The following is a 17,726-nucleotide window of genomic DNA, read 5'->3' as shown; positions in this document are numbered from 1 at the left end:
CCTGGCCCGCCAACTGCCTTGAACTCTGCCCGGCAGCCGCGCTCGCAATAGTAGGGCGCGGGTTTTACCGCGTGCCGTGTTTATTCAGTCGAAGGAGCAGACCATGGATACCTACAACATCAACAAGACCGGCACCGGTTGGGCGTTGACCAAGCAGGGCTCGGCACGGCCGTCGAAAACGGCGGAGACCAAGGAGGCGATCGTTGAGTTGGCGAAAGAGTTTCTCAGCGACAAGACGGCGTCGCTGAGAATTCACAGCATGGATGGGCGGATTCAGGAAGAAAGAACCTATCCGCGCAAGGCTGACCCGACACGATCTCCGGGCTGACCGAGCACCCAATGTGGGAGCGGGCTTGCTCGCGAAGGCGTTGGATCAGTCACAGATGCATTGCCTGACACTCCGCCTTCGCGAGCAAGCCCGCTCCCACACTGGATTTGCATTCGACCCTAGAGAATCGGCTTGCCGCCCGTCACCGCATACCGCGAGCCCGAGATGTAACTCGCCTCATCCGACGCCAGCAACACATAGATCGGTGCCACTTCCACCGGCTGGCCGGGGCGGCCCAGCGGTGTTTCGCTGCCAAAGCTGTTCACGTCTTCGTCCGGCATCGTCGAGACAATCAATGGCGTCCAGATCGGCCCCGGCGCCACGCTGTTCACGCGGATGCCCTTGCTGCCCAGCAGTTGTGCCAGGCCACCGGTAAAGTTCGCAATCGCGCCCTTGGTGGCGGCGTATGCCAGCAACGTTGGCTTGGGCATATCGGAATTCACTGAGCTGGTATTGATGATCGACCCGCCGGCCTTCATATGCGGCAGCGCCGCCTTGCAGATGCGAAACATCGCGGTGATGTTGATATCGAAGGTCTTGACCCATTCCTCGTCGGGTATCTCTTCGAGGGTCTCGTGGGTCATCTGGAATGCGGCGTTATTGACCAGCACGTCGATCCGCCCGAACTGCTCGACGGTCTGGTCGACAATCGCCTGGCAGTTGGCTTTTTGCGCGAGGTCGCCGGGCAGCAGCAGGCATTGGCGGCCGGCTTCTTCAACCCAGCGTGCGGTTTCCTTCGCGTCCTCGTGTTCGTCCAGGTAGGCGATGGCCACATCGGCACCTTCGCGGGCAAAGGCAATCGCCACGGCGCGGCCGATACCGCTGTCGGCGCCGGTGATCAGGGCGATCTTGTTGGCCAGGCGGCCGGAGCCGGTGTAGCTCTTCTCGCCGCAGTCGGGATAGGGGTCCATCTTCTTCTGCGAACCGGGAACGGATTGGGCCTGGCTGGCGAAAGGTGGGCGTGGGTAGTCAGTCATCTCAATCTCCATAGATCACAACGGGTTCTATGGATTAGTGATTTTCAGCTGCCGGATAGTTGTAATCGATGCCGGCCGAGCCCGACGAATGGTTTGCGCTCAACCGTGCTGGCAGGCATCGCCCAGGCGCATGTAGTCCAGTTCATGACGCACCCCGTGGCTGTCGATGTAGACCATATGACCCTTGACCGGCCCGCACTCGGTGGAGGATTCGGTACTGACGCGCACCACCTTGGCGATGTCCAGGTCCTGGGAATAGTCGTACGCCTCGCTGGCGGGGGTGTTGGCACTCACAGTGGGTACCGGGGTTTCGCCCTGGGCGAAGGCAAGTGTGCTGAACAGGCCCAGCACGGCGATAAGCAGATAACGCATGAGAACCTCCGACACCACGAAGGTGGTGGCTTGACTGTGGGGTTCATTCTACAAAGCACCTGGCGCGGGGATGAACGCTTGCGGGCCAATAGAAGACATCAGCCAAATCGATGCAGCAAGCCTCTTATAACCGGTTATAAACTCATAGCATCTTCGCCTAAACGCAGCCCTATAAATATCCGTCTGCCGTTGCTCATCCCTGTAGACACATACAACAGGGAGTTCCTCGATGTTTTTATTCAAACAACAACTACCAAGGCTGACGCTGGCGGCGGCGCTGGCGATGGGAGTGTGCACGACATCGGTGATGGCCCAGGAAGTGGCCGGCCAGGTGTTCACCTTCGATATCGCTGGCGGCCCGCTTGATACGGTGCTGCTGGATATCTCCCGGCAGACCGGGGTGATGATTTCGTTCAATCAACAGTGGGTGCAGGGCAAGCGCAGTGCCGCCATCCGCGGCGATTTGGGCAGCCTGCAAGCGGTGGACAAGGCGTTGCAGGGCAGTGGCCTGCAAGTGAGCGACAGCGAACAGGGGCTGACGGTGCATCCAGCACCCGTGACGTCCACCAGCGTCGCACCGGCCGAGGGCAAAAGTACTGATTACCGCCTGGAAAAAGTCACGGTGACCGGCTCGGCGATTCGCCGGGTGGACGCGGAAACGGCAGTGCCGGTAACCATCCTGCGGGTCGAGCAATTGCGCGAGCAGGGTGTGAGCACCACCGAGGAGTTGATCAACCGCATTTCGGCCAACCAGTCTGCCGTTGGCTCCGGGCGTTCGGTGGGCTCCAGCAGCGGCGGTGCGGCGTATGCCGACTTGCGCGGGATTGGCGCGAACAAAACCCTGGTGCTGCTCAATGGCCGGCGCCTGAGCAACAACGCCGTCAACACCACCAACGGTTCCGGGGTGGACTTGAACACCATCCCGTTCGCCGCCATCGACCGCGTGGAAGTCCTGCGCGATGGCGCCTCGGCACTGTACGGCACCGATGCGATTGGCGGGGTGATCAACTTCATTACCAAGACCAGCCTCACCGGTGGGCAACTTTCCACCAATTACGATTCGCCCACACGCTCCGGGGGCGGCGACAGCCATAACTTCAGTGGCAGCTACGGTTTCGGCGACCTTGAAGAGGACCGCTTCAACGTGTTCGGCGTGGTCAGCTACGACAAGCAGACGCGCCTGGCGGCCAAGGACCGTGACTTCACCTACAACTACCAGCCAGGTCGCGGCCTGGATTTCACCTCCGGCACCGCCGCGCCGGCCAACTGGAGCCAGGGCAGCAACGCGACCAACCCGCTGGCCGGCTCCGGTTGCAATTCCCCCGGGCTGCTGTCACGCAATGGCATCTGCCGCCAAAGCCTGTGGAGTTACCTGGACCTGGTGCCGGAAACCGAAAAAACCTCGGCCTTTGCCAAAGCCACCGGCAAGCTGGCCGATGACCATACCGTCAGCCTCGAATACTTCTGGGCGCGCAACGAAAACCGCACACAGATTGGCCCAGGCACCCTGATGGGGGCCCAGGTCAATCCGGGTACGCCTTTCTATCCGGGCAACGGCATCACCCCGGGCCCCACGGGTTTCGCCCTGGACCCGACACAGCCGGTAGACGTGAACTGGCGTGAAACCGATGCCGGCGCGCGCAAGCACGAAGATGACAACACCAGCCAGCGGCTGCTGCTGAGTTTCGAAGGTAATGTGGCGAACTGGGACTACAACGTCGGCGCGTCCTACAACCAGAACAAAGTGGTGCAAACCATTCTTGACGGCTATGTAAACGACCAGACCATCAGCCAGGGGATTGCCAACGGTGTGATCAACCCGTTCGGGCCGCAGAGTGAAGCGGGCAGGGCGTTGCTCGCCTCCAGCCGCGTCGATGGCGATTACGCCACTGCCGTGGGCCGAGTGAAGAGTATCGACGGGCGCGTAAGCCGTGAAATCGGTGACTGGTTCGGTGCGGGGCCGACGGGCCTGGCGCTGGGCGGTGAATATCGCAAGGAGGATTTCCACCAGGATTTCGCCCAGTTTGCCGAGACCGTGCAGAGCCTGGGCGTAGACCCCAATGGCGCGGTGCGCGGCAATCGCACCGTGTCGGCCGAGTACGCCGAGGTCAACGTGCCGGTGCTCGAAAGCCTGGAACTGTCTGCCGCCGTGCGTCATGACAAATACAGCGACTTTGGCAGCACCACCAACCCGAAATACTCGTTCCGCTTCCAGCCGTTCAAGGAACTGGTGGTGCGCGGTGCCTACAGTGAAGGCTTCCGTGCGCCGTCGCTGTACGAGTTGTACAACCCGACCTACACCAGCTACACCGTGGCCAACTACAACGACCCGCGCCTGTGCCCGGGCGGCACCCCGGCCAATGGCGGGATCGGCAACCGCGACTGCGCCCAGCAGTTCCGCCGGCAAAGCGGGGGCAACGGCAGCTTGAGCCCGGAAACCGCACGTAACGTGACCTTTGGTTTCGTGTTCCAACCGATCGAGCGCCTCAGTGCCGGCCTGGATTTCTGGTGGATCACCATCGCCAACCAGATCGCCGAATTTCCTGAATCGTCGGTATTCGACGACCCGGATGCCTACGGCGACCGCCTGATTCGCAAGGCGGATGGCTCCATCGATCACATCGTTACCGGCCTTGCCAACCTGGGTAAGACCAAGACCAACGGCGTGGATGTGAGTTTCGACTACCGCTTCCCGAGCACCGCCATCGGTGACTTCGGCATCGGCCTGCAAGGCACCTACGTCAACGAATACAAATACCAGCAGGAGCTCAAGGGCGACTACATCGACAAACTCGGTGATTTCCGTGGCGGCGAGTTCTCCACCGCGGGCGCCGTTGCGCGTTGGCGCCACAGCCTGACCGGTACCTGGGCGCGGGGACCGCTGGGCGTCAGCCTGACCAACCGCTACACCAGTGGCTATCACGACTCGGACCCCGACACTCACGACTCTGTAGGCTCCTACAACGTCTGGGACCTGGCGGGTACCTACAACTGGAGCAAGTCCCTGGCCGTCACGCTGGGCGCGAAAAACCTGTTTGACCGCGCGCCGCCGTTCAGCAACCAGACCTATGCGTTCCAGAGCGGGTACGACCCGAAATACGCCGACCCGTTTGGCCGCATCCTCTATACCCGAGTCAGCTATAACTTCTGATTGTTCATCCGCTTCAGACACTGCTCTATAAAACAGGCGGATCCACTGCACCCATCCCGTAGGTGCAGCGGGATTCGCCGGTCCATAACCTTATTCCAAAACGGTATTTCCAGGCTTTTCATAAGACTCCTTATGATCACGTCATAACTCGTTATGACAAGTGGTCCTGATGAACGAATCAACCGTCGCCTTATCCCCTCTGTCCAGCGTTCCGCTGCATGCCCAACTGCGGGACCTGCTACGCAGCCGCATCCTTGATGGTGAGTACGCGCCGAACACCCAGATGCCTTCCGAGAGCGAACTGGGCACGAACTTCAAAGTAAGCCGCATCACCGTGCGCCAGGCCCTGGGTGATCTGCAAAAGGAAGGCCTGATCTACAAGATCCACGGCAAAGGCACCTTTGTTTCCAAACCCAAGGCTTATCAGAACGTCAGCACCCTGCAGGGGTTGGGCGAGTCCATGACCGAGCGCGGCTATGAAGTGATCAACCGCCTGCGCAGCTACCGCTTCGTGCCCGCCGACAAGCTGGTGGCCGAGCGCCTGGGCGTGGAGGAGGGCAGCACTGTCGCGCAGATCAAGCGGGTACGGCTGATCAACCGCGAACCGGTGTCGCTGGAAATCACCTACCTCAGCCAGGCCCTGGGCGAACGCCTGGAAAACGCCGACCTGGTAACCCGCGACATCTTCCTGATCCTGGAGAACGACTGTGGCTTGCAGCTGGGTCACGCCGACGTGGCGATTGACGCGGTACTCGCCGACAGCGAGCTGACCCAGGCGCTGAACGTCGAGGCCGGCTCGCCGATCATGCGCATCGAACGCCTGACCCACACCGCAGACGGCCAGCCCGTGGACTTCGAACACCTGTATTACCGTGGCGACGCGTTTCAGTATCGCCTGCGCATCGACCGTCAGCGAGGTAGCCGCCCGTGAGCCGCCAAACCCTGGAACTGGAATACGACATCGTGGTGATCGGCGGCGGCACTGCCGGCCCCATGGCGGCGATCAAGGCCAAGGAGGCCAACCGCGATCTGCGCGTATTGCTGATCGACAAGGCCAACGTCAAGCGCAGCGGCGCCATCAGCATGGGCATGGACGGCCTCAATAACGCGATCATTCCCGGCCACTCCACGCCGGAGCAGTACACCAAGGAAATCACGATTGCCAACGACGGCATCGTCAATCAGGCGGCGGTGTACGCCTACGCGACCCACAGTTTTGAAACCATCGAGCAGTTGGACCGCTGGGGCGTGAAGTTCGAGAAGGACGAAACCGGCGATTACGCGGTGAAAAAAGTCCATCACATGGGCGCCTACGTGTTGCCGATGCCTGAAGGGCACGACATCAAGAAGGTGCTGTATCGCCAGCTCAAGCGCGCCCGGGTCAGCATCACCAACCGCCTGGTGTGCACCCGCTTGCTGACCGACAGCGAAGGCGCGGTGAATGGCGTGATGGGTTTTGACTGCCGCACTGCGGACTTCCAGGTGATCAAGGCCAAGGCGGTGATCCTCTGCTGCGGCGCGGCCGGCCGCCTGGGCTTGCCGTCCTCGGGTTACCTGATGGGCACCTATGAAAACCCGACCAATGCCGGCGACGGCTACGCCATGGCCTACCACGCCGGAGCCGAACTGGCGAACCTGGAGTGCTTCCAGATCAACCCGCTGATCAAGGATTACAACGGCCCGGCGTGCGCCTATGTCACCGGCCCCTTGGGCGGCTACACCGCCAACAACAAGGGTGAACGCTTCATCGAGTGCGACTACTGGAGCGGGCAGATGATGTGGGAGTTCCACCAGGAACTGGAAAGCGGCAACGGCCCGGTGTTCCTCAAGCTCGATCACCTGGCGGAGGAAACCATCCAGAACATCGAGCAGATCCTGCACAGCAACGAGCGCCCCAGCCGTGGCCAGTTCCACGCCAACCGGGGCACCGACTACCGCAGCCAGATGGTCGAGATGCATATCTCCGAGATCGGCTTTTGCAGCGGGCATTCGGCGTCGGGCGTGTGGGTTAACGAGCGCGCGGAAACCTCGGTCAAGGGCCTGTATTCAGCGGGCGACATGGCGGCGGTGCCACATAACTACATGCTCGGCGCGTTCACCTATGGCTGGTTTGCCGGCACTAACGCGGCAAGCTTTGTGGCCGGGCGCGAATTCAGCGCGGTGGATGCCCGGCAGGTGGCCGCCGAGCAGGCGCGGGTCTATGCGCCACTGGACCGCGAAACCGGTCTGCCGCCGGCCCAGGTCGAGTACAAGCTGCGGCGCTTCGTCAACGATTACCTGCAGCCGCCCAAGGTCACCCGCAAGATGGAAATCGGCTTGCAACGCTTCGCCGATATCGAGCGCGACCTGGACCAGATGAAGGCGCACAACCCCCATGAATTGATGCGCGCCATGGAAACCAGCGTGATCCGCGACTGCGCCGAAATGGCTGCCCGCGCCTCGCTGTACCGCGCCGAAAGCCGCTGGGGCCTGTACCACTACCGGGTCGACCACCCGCAACGCAACGACGCCGACTGGTTCTGCCATTGCCACCTGAAAAAGGGCGACGACGGGCAGATGGTCAGCTTCAAGAAACCCGTCGAGCCCTATGTGATCCCGCTGGATGCCGAAGAGATGCAGGCTTACGACCGCCTGCGCGTAGGGGCTGACGCCGCCTGAATGTGCCCCCCAAAGCTCGCTCACCACAGGACACCGTGAAATGGCCTATCAGCCCCAGGAAATATTCTTTCGCTCCAACGCCCCGGTAACGGTGGACGAGGACAAGTGCATCTCCGAAAAAGGCTGCACGGTCTGCGTCGACGTGTGCCCGATGGACCTGTTGGCGATCAACCCGGCAACGCAGAAGGCGTACATGGCGTTTGATGAATGCTGGTATTGCATGCCCTGTGAAAAAGATTGCCCCACCGGCGCAGTCAAGGTCGAGATTCCGTACCTGTTGCGCTGAGACCTGCCGCAAACGCCATCCGCCAACCCCGGACGCAGCCCTAGCCACACCCCCTCGTTTCCCACCGCGCCAGACCGTGGCGGAGACGATTCCTTCAACCATGATTCGAGGGGAACTACCCAATGTTATTGCGCGCAACCCTGGCCGGCCTGGTGCTGGCTTGCTTGAGCCTGTCGGCCCAGGCACAAACGATCCGGGTGGCCATCGGCACCCAGGACACCACCATCAACTGTGCCGCGGGCGGCTTGCTGATCCGCGAGCTGGGGCTGCTGGACAAATACCTGCCGCACGACGGCAAGTACAAGGACGCGACCTACGACGTGCAGTGGAAAAACTTCACCAGTGGCGCGCCGCTGACCAATGAAATGGTCGCCGGCAAACTGGACTTTGGCGCAATGGCCGACTTCCCCGGTGCCTTCAACGGCGTAGCGTTCGAGGCGGCGGGCAAGCACAGCCTGTTCATCAGCGTGTTGTCGGGCAACATCAAGGGCAGCGGCAACGGCATTGTGGTGCCGGTCGCTTCCAGCGCCGAGTCCCTGGCGGACCTCAAAGGCAAGACGATTTCCGTGCCGTTCGCCTCCACGGCCCATGGCATGTTGCTGCGTGCTGTTGCGGCCCAGGGCTGGGACCCGCTCAAGGACGTCAACATCATTGCCCAGGCGCCCGAAGTGGCAGGCTCGGCGTTGCAGGCCAACAAGATCGACGCCCATGCCGACTTTGTGCCGTTCGGCGAACTGTTCCCCAACCGTGGTTTCGCCCGCAAGATCTACGACGGCTCGCAATCCAACACCCCGACGTTCCACGGCGCGCTGGTGGACGAAAGTTATGCCAAACAGTACCCGGAAGTGGTCGTCGCCTACCTGCGCGCGAGTATCGAGGCCAATCAGTTGCTGGCCGCAGAGCCGGAGAAGTACAGCGAGCTGATCGAAAAAGTCACCGGCGTCGAAGCCGAGGTCAACTACCTGTTCCATGGCCCGCTGGGCGTGCAGACCCGTGACTTGAGCTGGAAACCCGAATACCGCCAGGCCGTGGGCACCGCGATCGACACCCTCAAGCTGCTGAAAAAGGCCGACCGTGGCCTGGACCTCAATACCTTTATCGATGACCAGTACATCCGTGCCGCGTTCAAGGCCTCGGGCCTGGACTATGCGGCGCAATTGGGCAACTACGCCCAGGCCCCGCTGAAGGCCAACGACGCCCTGAGCGGCGCGCCGATCACTGACTGGAAGCACGTCGCGCAAATCTGGGTCAAGGGTGAGCCCAAGGTGCGCGATTACGCGTCGGCCGAGGCGGCGTTCACCGCGCTGGACAGCCTGAACAAACAAGGCAAGGCGGTGCGCGCCGTGTATGCCCAGGCCGAAGACAGCGGCATCAAGCTGCTGGCGAGCCAGGCCTGGTTTGCCACCAACCAGCACGGCCAACTCAGTGCATTCCTGCTCAAGGGCCAGGCGCAGCAATTTGCCCAGGCCCAGGGCGGCAAGGTGTTCAATTTCACCGACGCCGGCGCGCAGGCCGTTGCCGGTCGCTGAGGGAGCGTGTTCATGACAAGCACCCCATGGCGCTGGCTGCCCAAGGCCGCTTCCTTGCTGTTGTGCCTGCTGTTCTGGCAGTTGGCGGCCAGCCAGCACTGGAACCTGTGGCTGGTGACGTTTGCCAATGTGCCCACGCCGGGCTCCGTGGTGCAGGCTGCCCTGGGGCTGGCGGACTCGGGCAAGCTTGTGCGGCACTTGAGCGCAAGCCTGACCCGGGTGTTCGAAGGCTACCTGGCGGCCGCGCTGGTGGGGATCGGCCTGGGCATCGCGATTGGCCGCTGGAAGTGGGCGGAAGACCTGCTGTTGCCGCCGCTGGAGGTGATCCGGCCGATCCCGGCGGTGGCCTGGATCCCGCTGGCGATCCTGATGTTCCCGTCGTCGGAGCTGTCGATGATCTTCATCACCTTCACCGGCGCGCTGTTTCCGGTACTGCTCAATACGGTGCATGGCGTGGAAGGCGTCGATCCTCGGCTGATCGCCTCGGCGCGCAGCCTGGGGGCAGGGCGCCGGGCGATCCTGCTGGAGGTGATTTTGCCGGGCGCCGCGCCGAGCATCATCACCGGCCTGGCGATTGGCATGGGCACTTCGTGGTTCTGCCTGGTGACGGCGGAAATGATCTCCGGCCAGTACGGTATCGGCTATTACACCTGGGAGTCCTACACCATCCAGAACTATGCCGACATTGTCGTTGGCATGCTGTTGATCGGCGTGCTGGGCATGGGCAGCAGCCTGTTGGTCAAGCGTCTCGGCGCACTGTTCACTCCCTGGCATCGACCACGAGGTAAAGCCTGATGAGTCATCTTGAAGGCCGTGTCGACATACGCGGCTTGTCCATTGTATTGGGCGAACAGCAGCAGGCATTCGAGGCGGTGAAAGCCCTGGATTGCAGGATCGAGCCGGGGCAGTTCGTGTGCATCCTCGGCCCGTCCGGGTGTGGCAAATCGACCTTGCTCGGCGCGCTGGCCGGGCATCTCACGCCAAGCCAGGGCACGCTGGAAATGGATGGCCAGCCGGTTGCCGGGCCGTCCCAGCAACGGGGCATGGTGTTTCAGCAACACACACTGTTCCCTTGGCGTACGGTGCGCGAAAACGTTGCCTTCGGCCTGAAGATGCGCGGCGTAGGCAAGGCCGAGCGCCTGGCCGCCGCCGATGAGATCCTTCACCTGGTGGGCCTGGAAGGTTTTGCCGAGCGCTGGCCCAACCAGCTGTCGGGTGGCATGCAGCAGCGGGTGGAAATTGCCCGGGTATTGATCAATCGTCCCGGCCTGCTGTTGATGGATGAACCGTTCGGCGCGCTGGATGCCCTGACCCGCATGAAGATGCAGGCCTTGCTGCTGGACATCTGGACGCGCATCCGCACCACCGTGGTGTTTGTCACCCATGACATCGACGAAGCGCTGTTCCTGGCCGACCGCATCCTGGTGATGAGCCCGCGCCCCGGGCGCATCATCGAGGATTTCCAGCTGACTTTCCCAAGGCCGCGCAGCACCGAACTGATGACCTCGCCGGAATTTACCCACCTCAAGCGCCATTGCTTGGAGCTGCTGCACCACGAAGATGGTCGCCAGTTACCACGGCTGAACCCGCTCGGGCTACCCAACGATCACCCAAGACCGCGATTTGCCATATGACCTATGAAACCGAAAACCCCGACATCCAAGCCCTGCGCCCGCGGCTGCAAGCGCCGGATGCCGGCATGCGCCGGATCGCCCTGATTGACCTGGCTGACTTGGAAGACCCCGACGGCCTGGTGTGGCTGGTGGACAGCCTGCGCCACGACCCGGCCACCGACGTGCGCGCCCAGGCTGCCAGCCTGCTGGAGGCGTGGGAAGAAGACGCAGTGGTCGAGGCGCTGTGCCAGGCGCTGACCGACACTGAAGCGTCGGTACGTGATGCCGCCGCCCAGAGCTTGAGCGTACTCAAGACGACGCAGGCGGGCCGGCTGTTATTGCCATGGGCCACCCACGCCGACGTCAGCGTGCGCACGGCAATCTTCCGTGCCCTGCGCGAGTTGCGCCTTGAAGCGGCGGCGCCGTCGGCAATGCTGGCGCTGAACGATACCGATGCGGGGGTGCGCCGCGAAGCGGTCGGTGTGCTCGGCTGGCTCAAGCACCTGCCGGCATTGGACGCCCTGGCGAGGTTGGCCAGCAGCGATCCGGACACCGAAGTCCGGCGTGCCGCCACCGGCGCCCTCGGCCTGGCCAGTGATGAGCGGGTACTGCCGGCGCTGTATGAAGCGTTGCAGGACGCCACCTGGCAAGTACGGGAAGAGGCCGCGACCACCTTGGGCAAAGTCGGTAGCACCCGCGCGGGCGACGCCTTGATCACGGCGCTGGCCGATGACTACTGGCAAGTCCGCCTGCGCGCTACCCGCAGCCTTGGGCGCCTGCGGTATGCACCGGCGTTGTCGGCGCTGCTCCTGACATTGGGCCACAGCATCAGCAACCTGCGCAAGGAAGCCGCCCTGGCGCTGGGCGAGTTGGGCGACCGACAGGCCCTTGGCCCGCTGCGTGATGCGGCCGACGATGGCGACCCGGAAGTACGCAAGGCGGTGCGCATTGCCCTGGCACAACTGCAATGAACTGTGCACCGAACGGCATTGGCCGCGATGATGATGGGCGCTTGAGGCTGGAATGGCGCGACGGCGTGCAATGGATCGACCACGCTCGCCTGCGCCGTGAATGCCCGTGCTCGCAGTGCCGGGCCTTTCGGTTGAGAGGCACGCCGCCGCTGGTGTCGGACCGTGTCCGGGTGCTGGAGGTCCATCCCCAGGGATATGGCGTGCAGTTGATTTTCAGCGATGGGCACCAGCGGGGGATTTACCCGTGGGCTTATTTGGCACAGATGGAGCCCCAGGCCGGGGCTCCGTCGGACTAAAACAACGCGGCGGTATAACTTCCCGTCACACGGTCCGGATCAAACAAGCCCCGTGAGGTAGTACACGCCAATCACGAAAAACGCCGCCAGTACCTTGAAGATCGTCATGCCGAAAATGTCTTTATAGGCCTGGCGGTGAGTCAGGCCGGTGACCGCCAGCAAGGTGATGACCGCGCCGTTGTGGGGCAGGGTGTCCATGCCCCCGGCAGCCATGGCGGCCACACGGTGCATGACTTCCAGCGGGATATGCGCGGCGTTGGCGGAGGCGATGAAGGTGTCCGACATCGCCGCCAGGGCAATGCTCATGCCACCCGATGACGACCCGGTAATACCCGCCAGCAAGTTAATGGTGATGGCCTGGTTGATCAGCGGATTGGGGATCACCTTGAGCGCTTCAACCACTGCAACGAAGCCAGGCAACGCCGCAATCACTGCGCCAAACCCATATTCCGAGGCGGTATTGAGCGTAGCGAGCATGGCCCCGCCAACGGCGGTGCGGCTGCCTTCGGCGAGTTTGCTGACGAGGGTGCGCCAGGCGAATGCAAAGACCGTGACGATGCCTACCAGCAAGGCCGCCTGGACCGACCAGATGGCGATCATCTTCGATACCTGGGTCTGGATCGGTGCCTTCAGTCCGGGCAGGTCAATTTCATAAATGCTGCCGTACCACTGTGGAATCCAGTGGGTGAAGGCCAGGTTCATCACGCCTACCAACAGCAACGGCAGCAACGCCACTAACGGGTGGGGCAAGGCGATGTCCTGGGGCGTTTCGGGCTCATTGCGCAGGTCGGTGCCATAACCCTCGCCCGCGCGCCGGGCTTTGCGTCGCTGGCGCTCCAGGTACAGCATGCCGCCGATCAGTACGAACAACGAACCCAGGACTCCCAGCCAGGGCGCCGCCCAGGACGTGGTACCGAAAAACGTGGTGGGAATGATGTTCTGGATCTGCGGCGAACCAGGCAACGCATCCATGGTGAAGGTGAAGGCACCCAGGGCGATCGTTGCGGGCATCAGGCGCTTGGGAATGTTGCTTTGGCGGAACATTTCCGCGGCAAACGGATACACCGCAAACACCACCACGAACAGCGAAACACCGCCGTAGGTGAGCAGCGCACAGACCAGCACAATCACCAGCATGGCCTGGCTGCTGCCGAGCACCTGGATCACGGCTTTGACAATGGAGCGGGAAAAGCCGGACAACTCAATCAACTTGCCAAACACGGCGCCGAGCAAAAACACCGGAAAGTACAGTTTGATAAAGCCGACCATCTTGTCCATGAAAATATCAGTGAACGCCGGCGCAACGGCGCCGGGGTCAGTCAGTAGAACGGCAGCGAGTGCGGCGAGAGGCGCGAAGATAATGACGCTGTATCCCCGATATGCAGCGAGCATTAACGCGAACAACGCCAGCAAGGCGATGATGACACTCATGGGATGTCCTTCGAGGCTGGGCCTTTGGCGCAGAGGGCCAGTGTTGGGCTGCGCGATGGCTATGATTTTTGTTGTTGTCGGGCCGCGCACGTGGCGCGACCCGTTGTAGCCAAGCTGTTTTTATTCTGCGATACCGGCGTAAGGGACGTGCTTGTGGCCGTAGCGACGCACGCGGATGTTGGCCTGTTCGCCATGCCCGGAGAACCCTTCGAGGGCACACAGGCGTGAGCAGTATTCGCCGATGAGGGAGGAGGCTTCGTCGGTCATCACTTTCTGGTAGGTGCAGGTCTTGATGAACTTGCCGACCCATAGCCCACCGGTGTAACGCGCGGCTTTTTTGGTGGGCAGGGTGTGGTTGGTACCAATCACCTTGTCGCCGTAGGAGACGTTGGTGCGAGGGCCGAGGAAGAGGGCGCCGTAGTTGCGCATGTTGTCCAGGAAGAAGTCCGGGTCACGGGTCATGACTTGTACGTGTTCGAACGCCAGGTCATTGGCAATGGCGAGCATCTCCTGTTCGTCTTCAGCGACGATCACTTCGCCGAAGCTTTCCCAGGCCTGGCGCGCAATCCCGGCGGTCGGCAGGATCGTCAGCAAGCGCTCGATTTCAGCCATCGTCTCGCGGGCGAGTTTTTCCGACGTGGTGAGCAGGATCGCCGGGGAATCCGGGCCGTGTTCGGCTTGACCGAGCAGGTCCGTGGCGCAGATTTCACCGTCCACGGTTTCATCGGCGATTACCAGGGTCTCGGTCGGACCGGCGAACAGGTCTATACCGACGCGGCCGAACAATTGACGCTTGGCTTCCGCCACAAACGCGTTGCCCGGCCCCACCAGCATGTCCACCGCAGCAATCGACTGGGTGCCCAGGGCCATGGCGCCGATAGCCTGGATGCCGCCCAGGCAGTAGATCTCGTCGGCACCCGCCATGTGCTGTGCGGCGACAATCGCCGGTGCCGGCTTGCCATGGAACGGCGGGGCGCAAGTGATGATGCGTGGAACCCCGGCGACCTTGGCGGTGATCACCGACATGTGCGCGGAGGCCAGCAACGGATACTTGCCACCGGGTACATAGCAGCCCGCCGCGTTAACCGGAATGTGCTTGTGGCCGAGCACTACGCCCGGCAGGGTTTCGACTTCCAGGTCACGCATACTGTTGCGCTGGTGCTGGGCGAAATTGCGCACCTGGGTCTGGGCGAATTCGATGTCGGTGATGTCGCGCTTGGTCAACTGCGCCATGCAGGCATCGATCTCGGCGCTGGAGAGCCGGTAGTCATCCCGGTCCAGGTTGTCGAAGCGGATCGACAGCTCACGAATCGCGTCATCACCCCGTTCTTCGATGTCTGCCAGGGTCTTTTCGACGGTGTCACGCACCTCACGCGCTGCTGATTTGATGACGGACGCTTCTGCGCCTTTTTTGAGCCAAATTGCCATGGGATGAATTCCTAGCGTTGTTGTTTTAGATATTGCATACGTATGCAATTGAGCCGATGCTAAGCCATTCCCGGACGAGATGAAAAGGGGGAGGGCGAAAAAAGACCGAGAAATTTGCGCGAGACGGGCGAGCATGGGACGGGCGACACACCTTGCTTTAAATGGCAGGTATGATCGGCATTTGAAATGTGGATGCAGACTCAATGGCAGACTCCAACGACCCTTCCAGACACCCGATCACTGCCCATGATGTGGCCCGGTTGGCCGGTGTCTCGCAGTCTGCGGTCTCGCGAACGTTCACCAAAGGCGCCAGTGTTTCGCCGAAAACCCGGCAAAAGGTGGAGGCGGCGGCGGCAGCATTGGGCTACCGTCCGAACCAGTGGGCGCGTTCGTTGATCAAGCGGCGCTCCAACCTGATTGGCGTGGTCGCGCCAAGTATGGAAAACCCGTTTTATTCTGCAGTGCTGGAAGCCTTGTCGGCGGCGTTCGAAGAGCTTGGCTATCGAGTACTGTTGTTCTCCACGGCCAACCACGAAGACTCTGACCCGGTGCTGGAAGAGATACTGGGCTACCGCGTGGAGGCGCTGGTGCTGGTGTCGGCGAGCCTGTCTTCGCGGTTTGCCGAGGAGTGCAAGCAAACCGGGTTGCCAGTGGTGCTGGTCAACCGTCGAAATGACAGCACCAGTATCTCCAGCGTGACCAGCGACAACGCCCAGGGCAGCATGGAAATTGCGCAGTTCCTGGTGGCTGGCGGGCATCGCGAGCTGGCTTATATCGCCGGCAAGGAAAGCTCCTCGACCAGTCGTGACCGGGAAATCGCCTTTGTCGACGCACTGCAACGTCTGGGGCATCCGGTACCGCAACGCGCCGTGGGTGACTACACCTTTGAAGGCGCGATGGAGGCCGTACGCCGGCTGCTGTCGAGTGCCAGTCCGCCTGACGGGATTTTTTGTGCGAATGACATCATGGCCCTGGGCGCCATCAATGTCGCACGCGAGGAGTTCGGGCTCACACCGGGCAAAGAGATCTCGATTGTCGGGTTCGATGACATCGCCCTGGCCGCCTGGCCAGTGTTTTCGCTGACCACCTACGTTCAACCGGTGAGCGATATGGTGAGTCGTGCGGTTGGGATCATCTGCGCGCAATTGGAAAACCCCGATACGCCTGCCATTCAGGAAGTCGTAAGGGGGCGGTTGATCGTACGCAAAAGCGCGAAAGTCCCGGACAGCGGGGTAGAGCAGGGGCCCGACTGCCGGGTGTGGCAACCCCAGGAACAGGCGTGAGCCATTCGGTCGAAGGCTGGCGACGAACTACCCGGCGTCGCTATGACCCCGCGCGGGCCAGGTGCGGTGGCAATCGGTTGAGGGTCCACCACGCAGTCAGCATCGCCGCCACCGCGCTCAGGGCGATGCCGATCAACATCGGTGCCGGGGTGTGGTCGGCAAACACACCCACTACCGCCATGCACACGGCGGCGGTGATCATTTGGATCGCGCCCAGCAACGCTGATGCAGAACCGGCCACTGCGCCATGGTCTTCCAGGGACAATACCCCGGCCGCCGGCAACAGCAGTCCGAGAAAACCAAAGCCGATAAACAGCAGCGCCATCATCAACGGCAGGCTGTTGACCCACAGCGTGGTGAGCGCCAGCAAGGCCATGACCGTTGCCACGCCCGCCACCGACCAGCGAATCAACGGCGCGAGGCCGAAGCGTGCACTCAAGCGCGCGGTCAACTGGCTCAGGGCAAAAAACGACGCCGCGTTGAGGGCAAAGCACAGGCTGAATTGCGTTGGCGTGAGCCCGTAGTACTCGATGTAAACGAATGGCGCGCTGCCGATGAACACGAAAAACGTCGCAAGGCCAAAACCGCCCACTACCGACAACCCGGTAAACACCGGATCACGCAGCAACGCACCGTAGCTGCCGAACGCATTGCCCAGGGTCTTGCCCAGGCGGCGTTCGGCGGGGTGGGTTTCCGGCAATTGCACGGCGGTCATGATCAGGCACAGCACTGCGGCCACACCCAGTACCCAAAACACTTCGCGCCAGCTCCACACTGCAATGATCACGCTGCCGGCCAGCGGTGCGAGAATCGGTGAAATGCTCACCACCAGCATCAGCAACGCCATCAAGCGCGCGGCTTCATGGCCGGTGTACAAGTCACGCACAATCGCCCGTGGAATCACCATCCCGGCGCAGGCGCCAAAGGCCTGCAACGCCCGGAAGCCGATCAGCACCTCGATGGAGGGGGCGAGGGCGCAACCAATGCTGGCCACGATGAAAATCGCCAGGCCGGCATAGATCGGCGGCTTGCGCCCGAACACATCGCTGATCGGGCCGTAGAACAGCTGGCACACACCGATGATCATGAAGAACACCGTCAGGCTCATCTGCACCGCGGCAGGCGAGGCATGCAGGCTGGCGCCGAGTGTCGGCAACGCCGGCAGGTAGCTGTCGATGGCAAACGGGCCGACGGCGGTGATCAACCCCAGCAGCAGGGCGAGGTGGGCGATACTTCGAGACATGGTGGTTCCGGGCGGCGGTAAAAAAGAGGGGCCAGCTTAGTGATCGCCCTCGGCGCATACAAGCCGGTGTTTACAGACTCGCTACATAGTCACCAGCGGCAGGGTGTCGTGAATAGGCAATTGATACGGGAGATAGACGTAAAGTATTGATTTAACTCAA

General features: G+C 62.1%; 16 protein-coding genes. 11 read left to right on the top strand and 5 right to left on the bottom strand.

The window, feature by feature from the left end; genetic code table 11:
* Positions 1-103: 103 nt before the first annotated feature.
* Complete coding sequence (locus tag ACIOMR_RS03980) at positions 104-328, top strand: DUF2188 domain-containing protein (protein WP_003217639.1); 225 nt, start codon at positions 104-106, stop codon at positions 326-328.
* Between the two features lie 119 nt (positions 329-447).
* On the opposite strand, the gene ACIOMR_RS03975 is transcribed toward ACIOMR_RS03980, so the two are convergent.
* Positions 448-1,305 carry an SDR family oxidoreductase gene (locus ACIOMR_RS03975; protein WP_003217640.1) on the bottom strand — a complete coding sequence of 286 codons (858 nt, stop codon included), beginning with the start codon at positions 1,303-1,305 and terminating at the stop codon, positions 448-450.
* A gap of 99 nt (positions 1,306-1,404) precedes the next feature.
* Positions 1,405-1,677, bottom strand: a complete 273-nt coding sequence (locus ACIOMR_RS03970) for a DUF2790 domain-containing protein (RefSeq protein ID WP_102369062.1) — start codon at positions 1,675-1,677, stop codon at positions 1,405-1,407.
* Between the two features lie 229 nt (positions 1,678-1,906).
* Between ACIOMR_RS03970 and ACIOMR_RS03965 the strand changes: the two genes are divergently transcribed.
* The 9 genes from ACIOMR_RS03965 to ACIOMR_RS03925 all read left to right on the top strand — a co-directional run bounded on the left by ACIOMR_RS03965 (position 1,907) and on the right by ACIOMR_RS03925 (position 12,181).
* Positions 1,907-4,828 carry a TonB-dependent receptor gene (locus tag ACIOMR_RS03965; protein WP_401192364.1) on the top strand — a complete coding sequence of 974 codons (2,922 nt, stop codon included), beginning with the start codon at positions 1,907-1,909 and terminating at the stop codon, positions 4,826-4,828.
* A gap of 169 nt (positions 4,829-4,997) precedes the next feature.
* Positions 4,998-5,759, top strand: coding sequence for a GntR family transcriptional regulator (locus tag ACIOMR_RS03960; protein ID WP_401192361.1), 762 nt, complete (start codon positions 4,998-5,000; stop codon positions 5,757-5,759).
* Entirely contained in the window at positions 5,756-7,486 is a 1,731-nt protein-coding gene (locus tag ACIOMR_RS03955) for a fumarate reductase/succinate dehydrogenase flavoprotein subunit (RefSeq protein ID WP_008433417.1), read from the top strand. Before ACIOMR_RS03960 ends, ACIOMR_RS03955 begins: the two co-directional genes overlap by 4 nt.
* Positions 7,487-7,526: 40 nt before the next feature.
* Positions 7,527-7,772 (top strand): ferredoxin family protein, encoded by a 246-nt coding sequence (locus ACIOMR_RS03950; protein WP_401192357.1) that lies wholly within the window; start codon positions 7,527-7,529, stop codon positions 7,770-7,772.
* A 122-nt stretch (positions 7,773-7,894) separates the two neighbouring features.
* Positions 7,895-9,301 (top strand): ABC transporter substrate-binding protein, encoded by a 1,407-nt coding sequence (locus tag ACIOMR_RS03945; protein WP_401192354.1) that lies wholly within the window; start codon positions 7,895-7,897, stop codon positions 9,299-9,301.
* Between the two features lie 12 nt (positions 9,302-9,313).
* Positions 9,314-10,096 carry an ABC transporter permease gene (locus ACIOMR_RS03940; protein WP_003217654.1) on the top strand — a complete coding sequence of 261 codons (783 nt, stop codon included), beginning with the start codon at positions 9,314-9,316 and terminating at the stop codon, positions 10,094-10,096.
* Entirely contained in the window at positions 10,096-10,935 is an 840-nt protein-coding gene (locus tag ACIOMR_RS03935; RefSeq protein ID WP_087692992.1) for an ABC transporter ATP-binding protein, read from the top strand. The genes ACIOMR_RS03940 and ACIOMR_RS03935 overlap by 1 nt, the downstream gene beginning before the upstream one ends.
* On the top strand, positions 10,932-11,885 hold the full coding sequence (locus tag ACIOMR_RS03930) for a HEAT repeat domain-containing protein (protein ID WP_401192350.1): 954 nt from the start codon (positions 10,932-10,934) through the stop codon (positions 11,883-11,885). The genes ACIOMR_RS03935 and ACIOMR_RS03930 overlap by 4 nt, the downstream gene beginning before the upstream one ends.
* Complete coding sequence (locus ACIOMR_RS03925) at positions 11,882-12,181, top strand: DUF971 domain-containing protein (RefSeq protein WP_401192348.1); 300 nt, start codon at positions 11,882-11,884, stop codon at positions 12,179-12,181. Before ACIOMR_RS03930 ends, ACIOMR_RS03925 begins: the two co-directional genes overlap by 4 nt.
* 39 nt (positions 12,182-12,220) lie before the next feature.
* Here the strand turns inward: ACIOMR_RS03925 and ACIOMR_RS03920 are convergent, their stop codons facing one another.
* Both ACIOMR_RS03920 and hisD read right to left on the bottom strand, forming a co-directional pair.
* A complete protein-coding gene (locus ACIOMR_RS03920; protein WP_003217660.1) occupies positions 12,221-13,612 on the bottom strand; it encodes a GntP family permease in 1,392 nt (463 codons plus the stop codon).
* Positions 13,613-13,732: 120 nt separating this feature from the next.
* On the bottom strand, positions 13,733-15,040 hold the full coding sequence (gene hisD, locus ACIOMR_RS03915) for a histidinol dehydrogenase (protein ID WP_003217662.1): 1,308 nt from the start codon (positions 15,038-15,040) through the stop codon (positions 13,733-13,735).
* Between the two features lie 203 nt (positions 15,041-15,243).
* Here hisD and ACIOMR_RS03910 point away from each other — a divergent pair, with 203 nt between their 5' ends.
* Complete coding sequence (locus ACIOMR_RS03910) at positions 15,244-16,323, top strand: LacI family DNA-binding transcriptional regulator (protein WP_401192344.1); 1,080 nt, start codon at positions 15,244-15,246, stop codon at positions 16,321-16,323.
* 40 nt (positions 16,324-16,363) lie between these two features.
* Here the strand turns inward: ACIOMR_RS03910 and ACIOMR_RS03905 are convergent, their stop codons facing one another.
* Complete coding sequence (locus ACIOMR_RS03905; RefSeq protein WP_003217667.1) at positions 16,364-17,566, bottom strand: multidrug effflux MFS transporter; 1,203 nt, start codon at positions 17,564-17,566, stop codon at positions 16,364-16,366.
* Positions 17,567-17,726 lie beyond the last annotated feature (160 nt).

The sequence above is a fragment of the Pseudomonas sp. NPDC087814 genome, assembly GCF_044742865.1.
Lineage (GTDB): Bacteria > Pseudomonadota > Gammaproteobacteria > Pseudomonadales > Pseudomonadaceae > Aquipseudomonas.
Note: the sequence above shows the minus strand (reverse complement) of the source record. Positions and strands in the feature narration are given on the sequence as shown.

Coding starts and splice junctions, on each gene's coding strand:
- ACIOMR_RS03980 (WP_003217639.1), top strand. CDS start 104: ATGGATACCTACAACATCAACAAGACCGGCACCGGTTGGGCGTTGACC.
- ACIOMR_RS03975 (WP_003217640.1), bottom strand. CDS start 1,305: ATGACTGACTACCCACGCCCACCTTTCGCCAGCCAGGCCCAATCCGTT.
- ACIOMR_RS03970 (WP_102369062.1), bottom strand. CDS start 1,677: ATGCGTTATCTGCTTATCGCCGTGCTGGGCCTGTTCAGCACACTTGCC.
- ACIOMR_RS03965 (WP_401192364.1), top strand. CDS start 1,907: ATGTTTTTATTCAAACAACAACTACCAAGGCTGACGCTGGCGGCGGCG.
- ACIOMR_RS03960 (WP_401192361.1), top strand. CDS start 4,998: ATGAACGAATCAACCGTCGCCTTATCCCCTCTGTCCAGCGTTCCGCTG.
- ACIOMR_RS03950 (WP_401192357.1), top strand. CDS start 7,527: ATGGCCTATCAGCCCCAGGAAATATTCTTTCGCTCCAACGCCCCGGTA.
- ACIOMR_RS03945 (WP_401192354.1), top strand. CDS start 7,895: ATGTTATTGCGCGCAACCCTGGCCGGCCTGGTGCTGGCTTGCTTGAGC.
- ACIOMR_RS03940 (WP_003217654.1), top strand. CDS start 9,314: ATGACAAGCACCCCATGGCGCTGGCTGCCCAAGGCCGCTTCCTTGCTG.
- ACIOMR_RS03935 (WP_087692992.1), top strand. CDS start 10,096: ATGAGTCATCTTGAAGGCCGTGTCGACATACGCGGCTTGTCCATTGTA.
- ACIOMR_RS03930 (WP_401192350.1), top strand. CDS start 10,932: ATGACCTATGAAACCGAAAACCCCGACATCCAAGCCCTGCGCCCGCGG.
- ACIOMR_RS03925 (WP_401192348.1), top strand. CDS start 11,882: ATGAACTGTGCACCGAACGGCATTGGCCGCGATGATGATGGGCGCTTG.
- ACIOMR_RS03920 (WP_003217660.1), bottom strand. CDS start 13,612: ATGAGTGTCATCATCGCCTTGCTGGCGTTGTTCGCGTTAATGCTCGCT.
- hisD (WP_003217662.1), bottom strand. CDS start 15,040: ATGGCAATTTGGCTCAAAAAAGGCGCAGAAGCGTCCGTCATCAAATCA.
- ACIOMR_RS03910 (WP_401192344.1), top strand. CDS start 15,244: ATGGCAGACTCCAACGACCCTTCCAGACACCCGATCACTGCCCATGAT.
- ACIOMR_RS03905 (WP_003217667.1), bottom strand. CDS start 17,566: ATGTCTCGAAGTATCGCCCACCTCGCCCTGCTGCTGGGGTTGATCACC.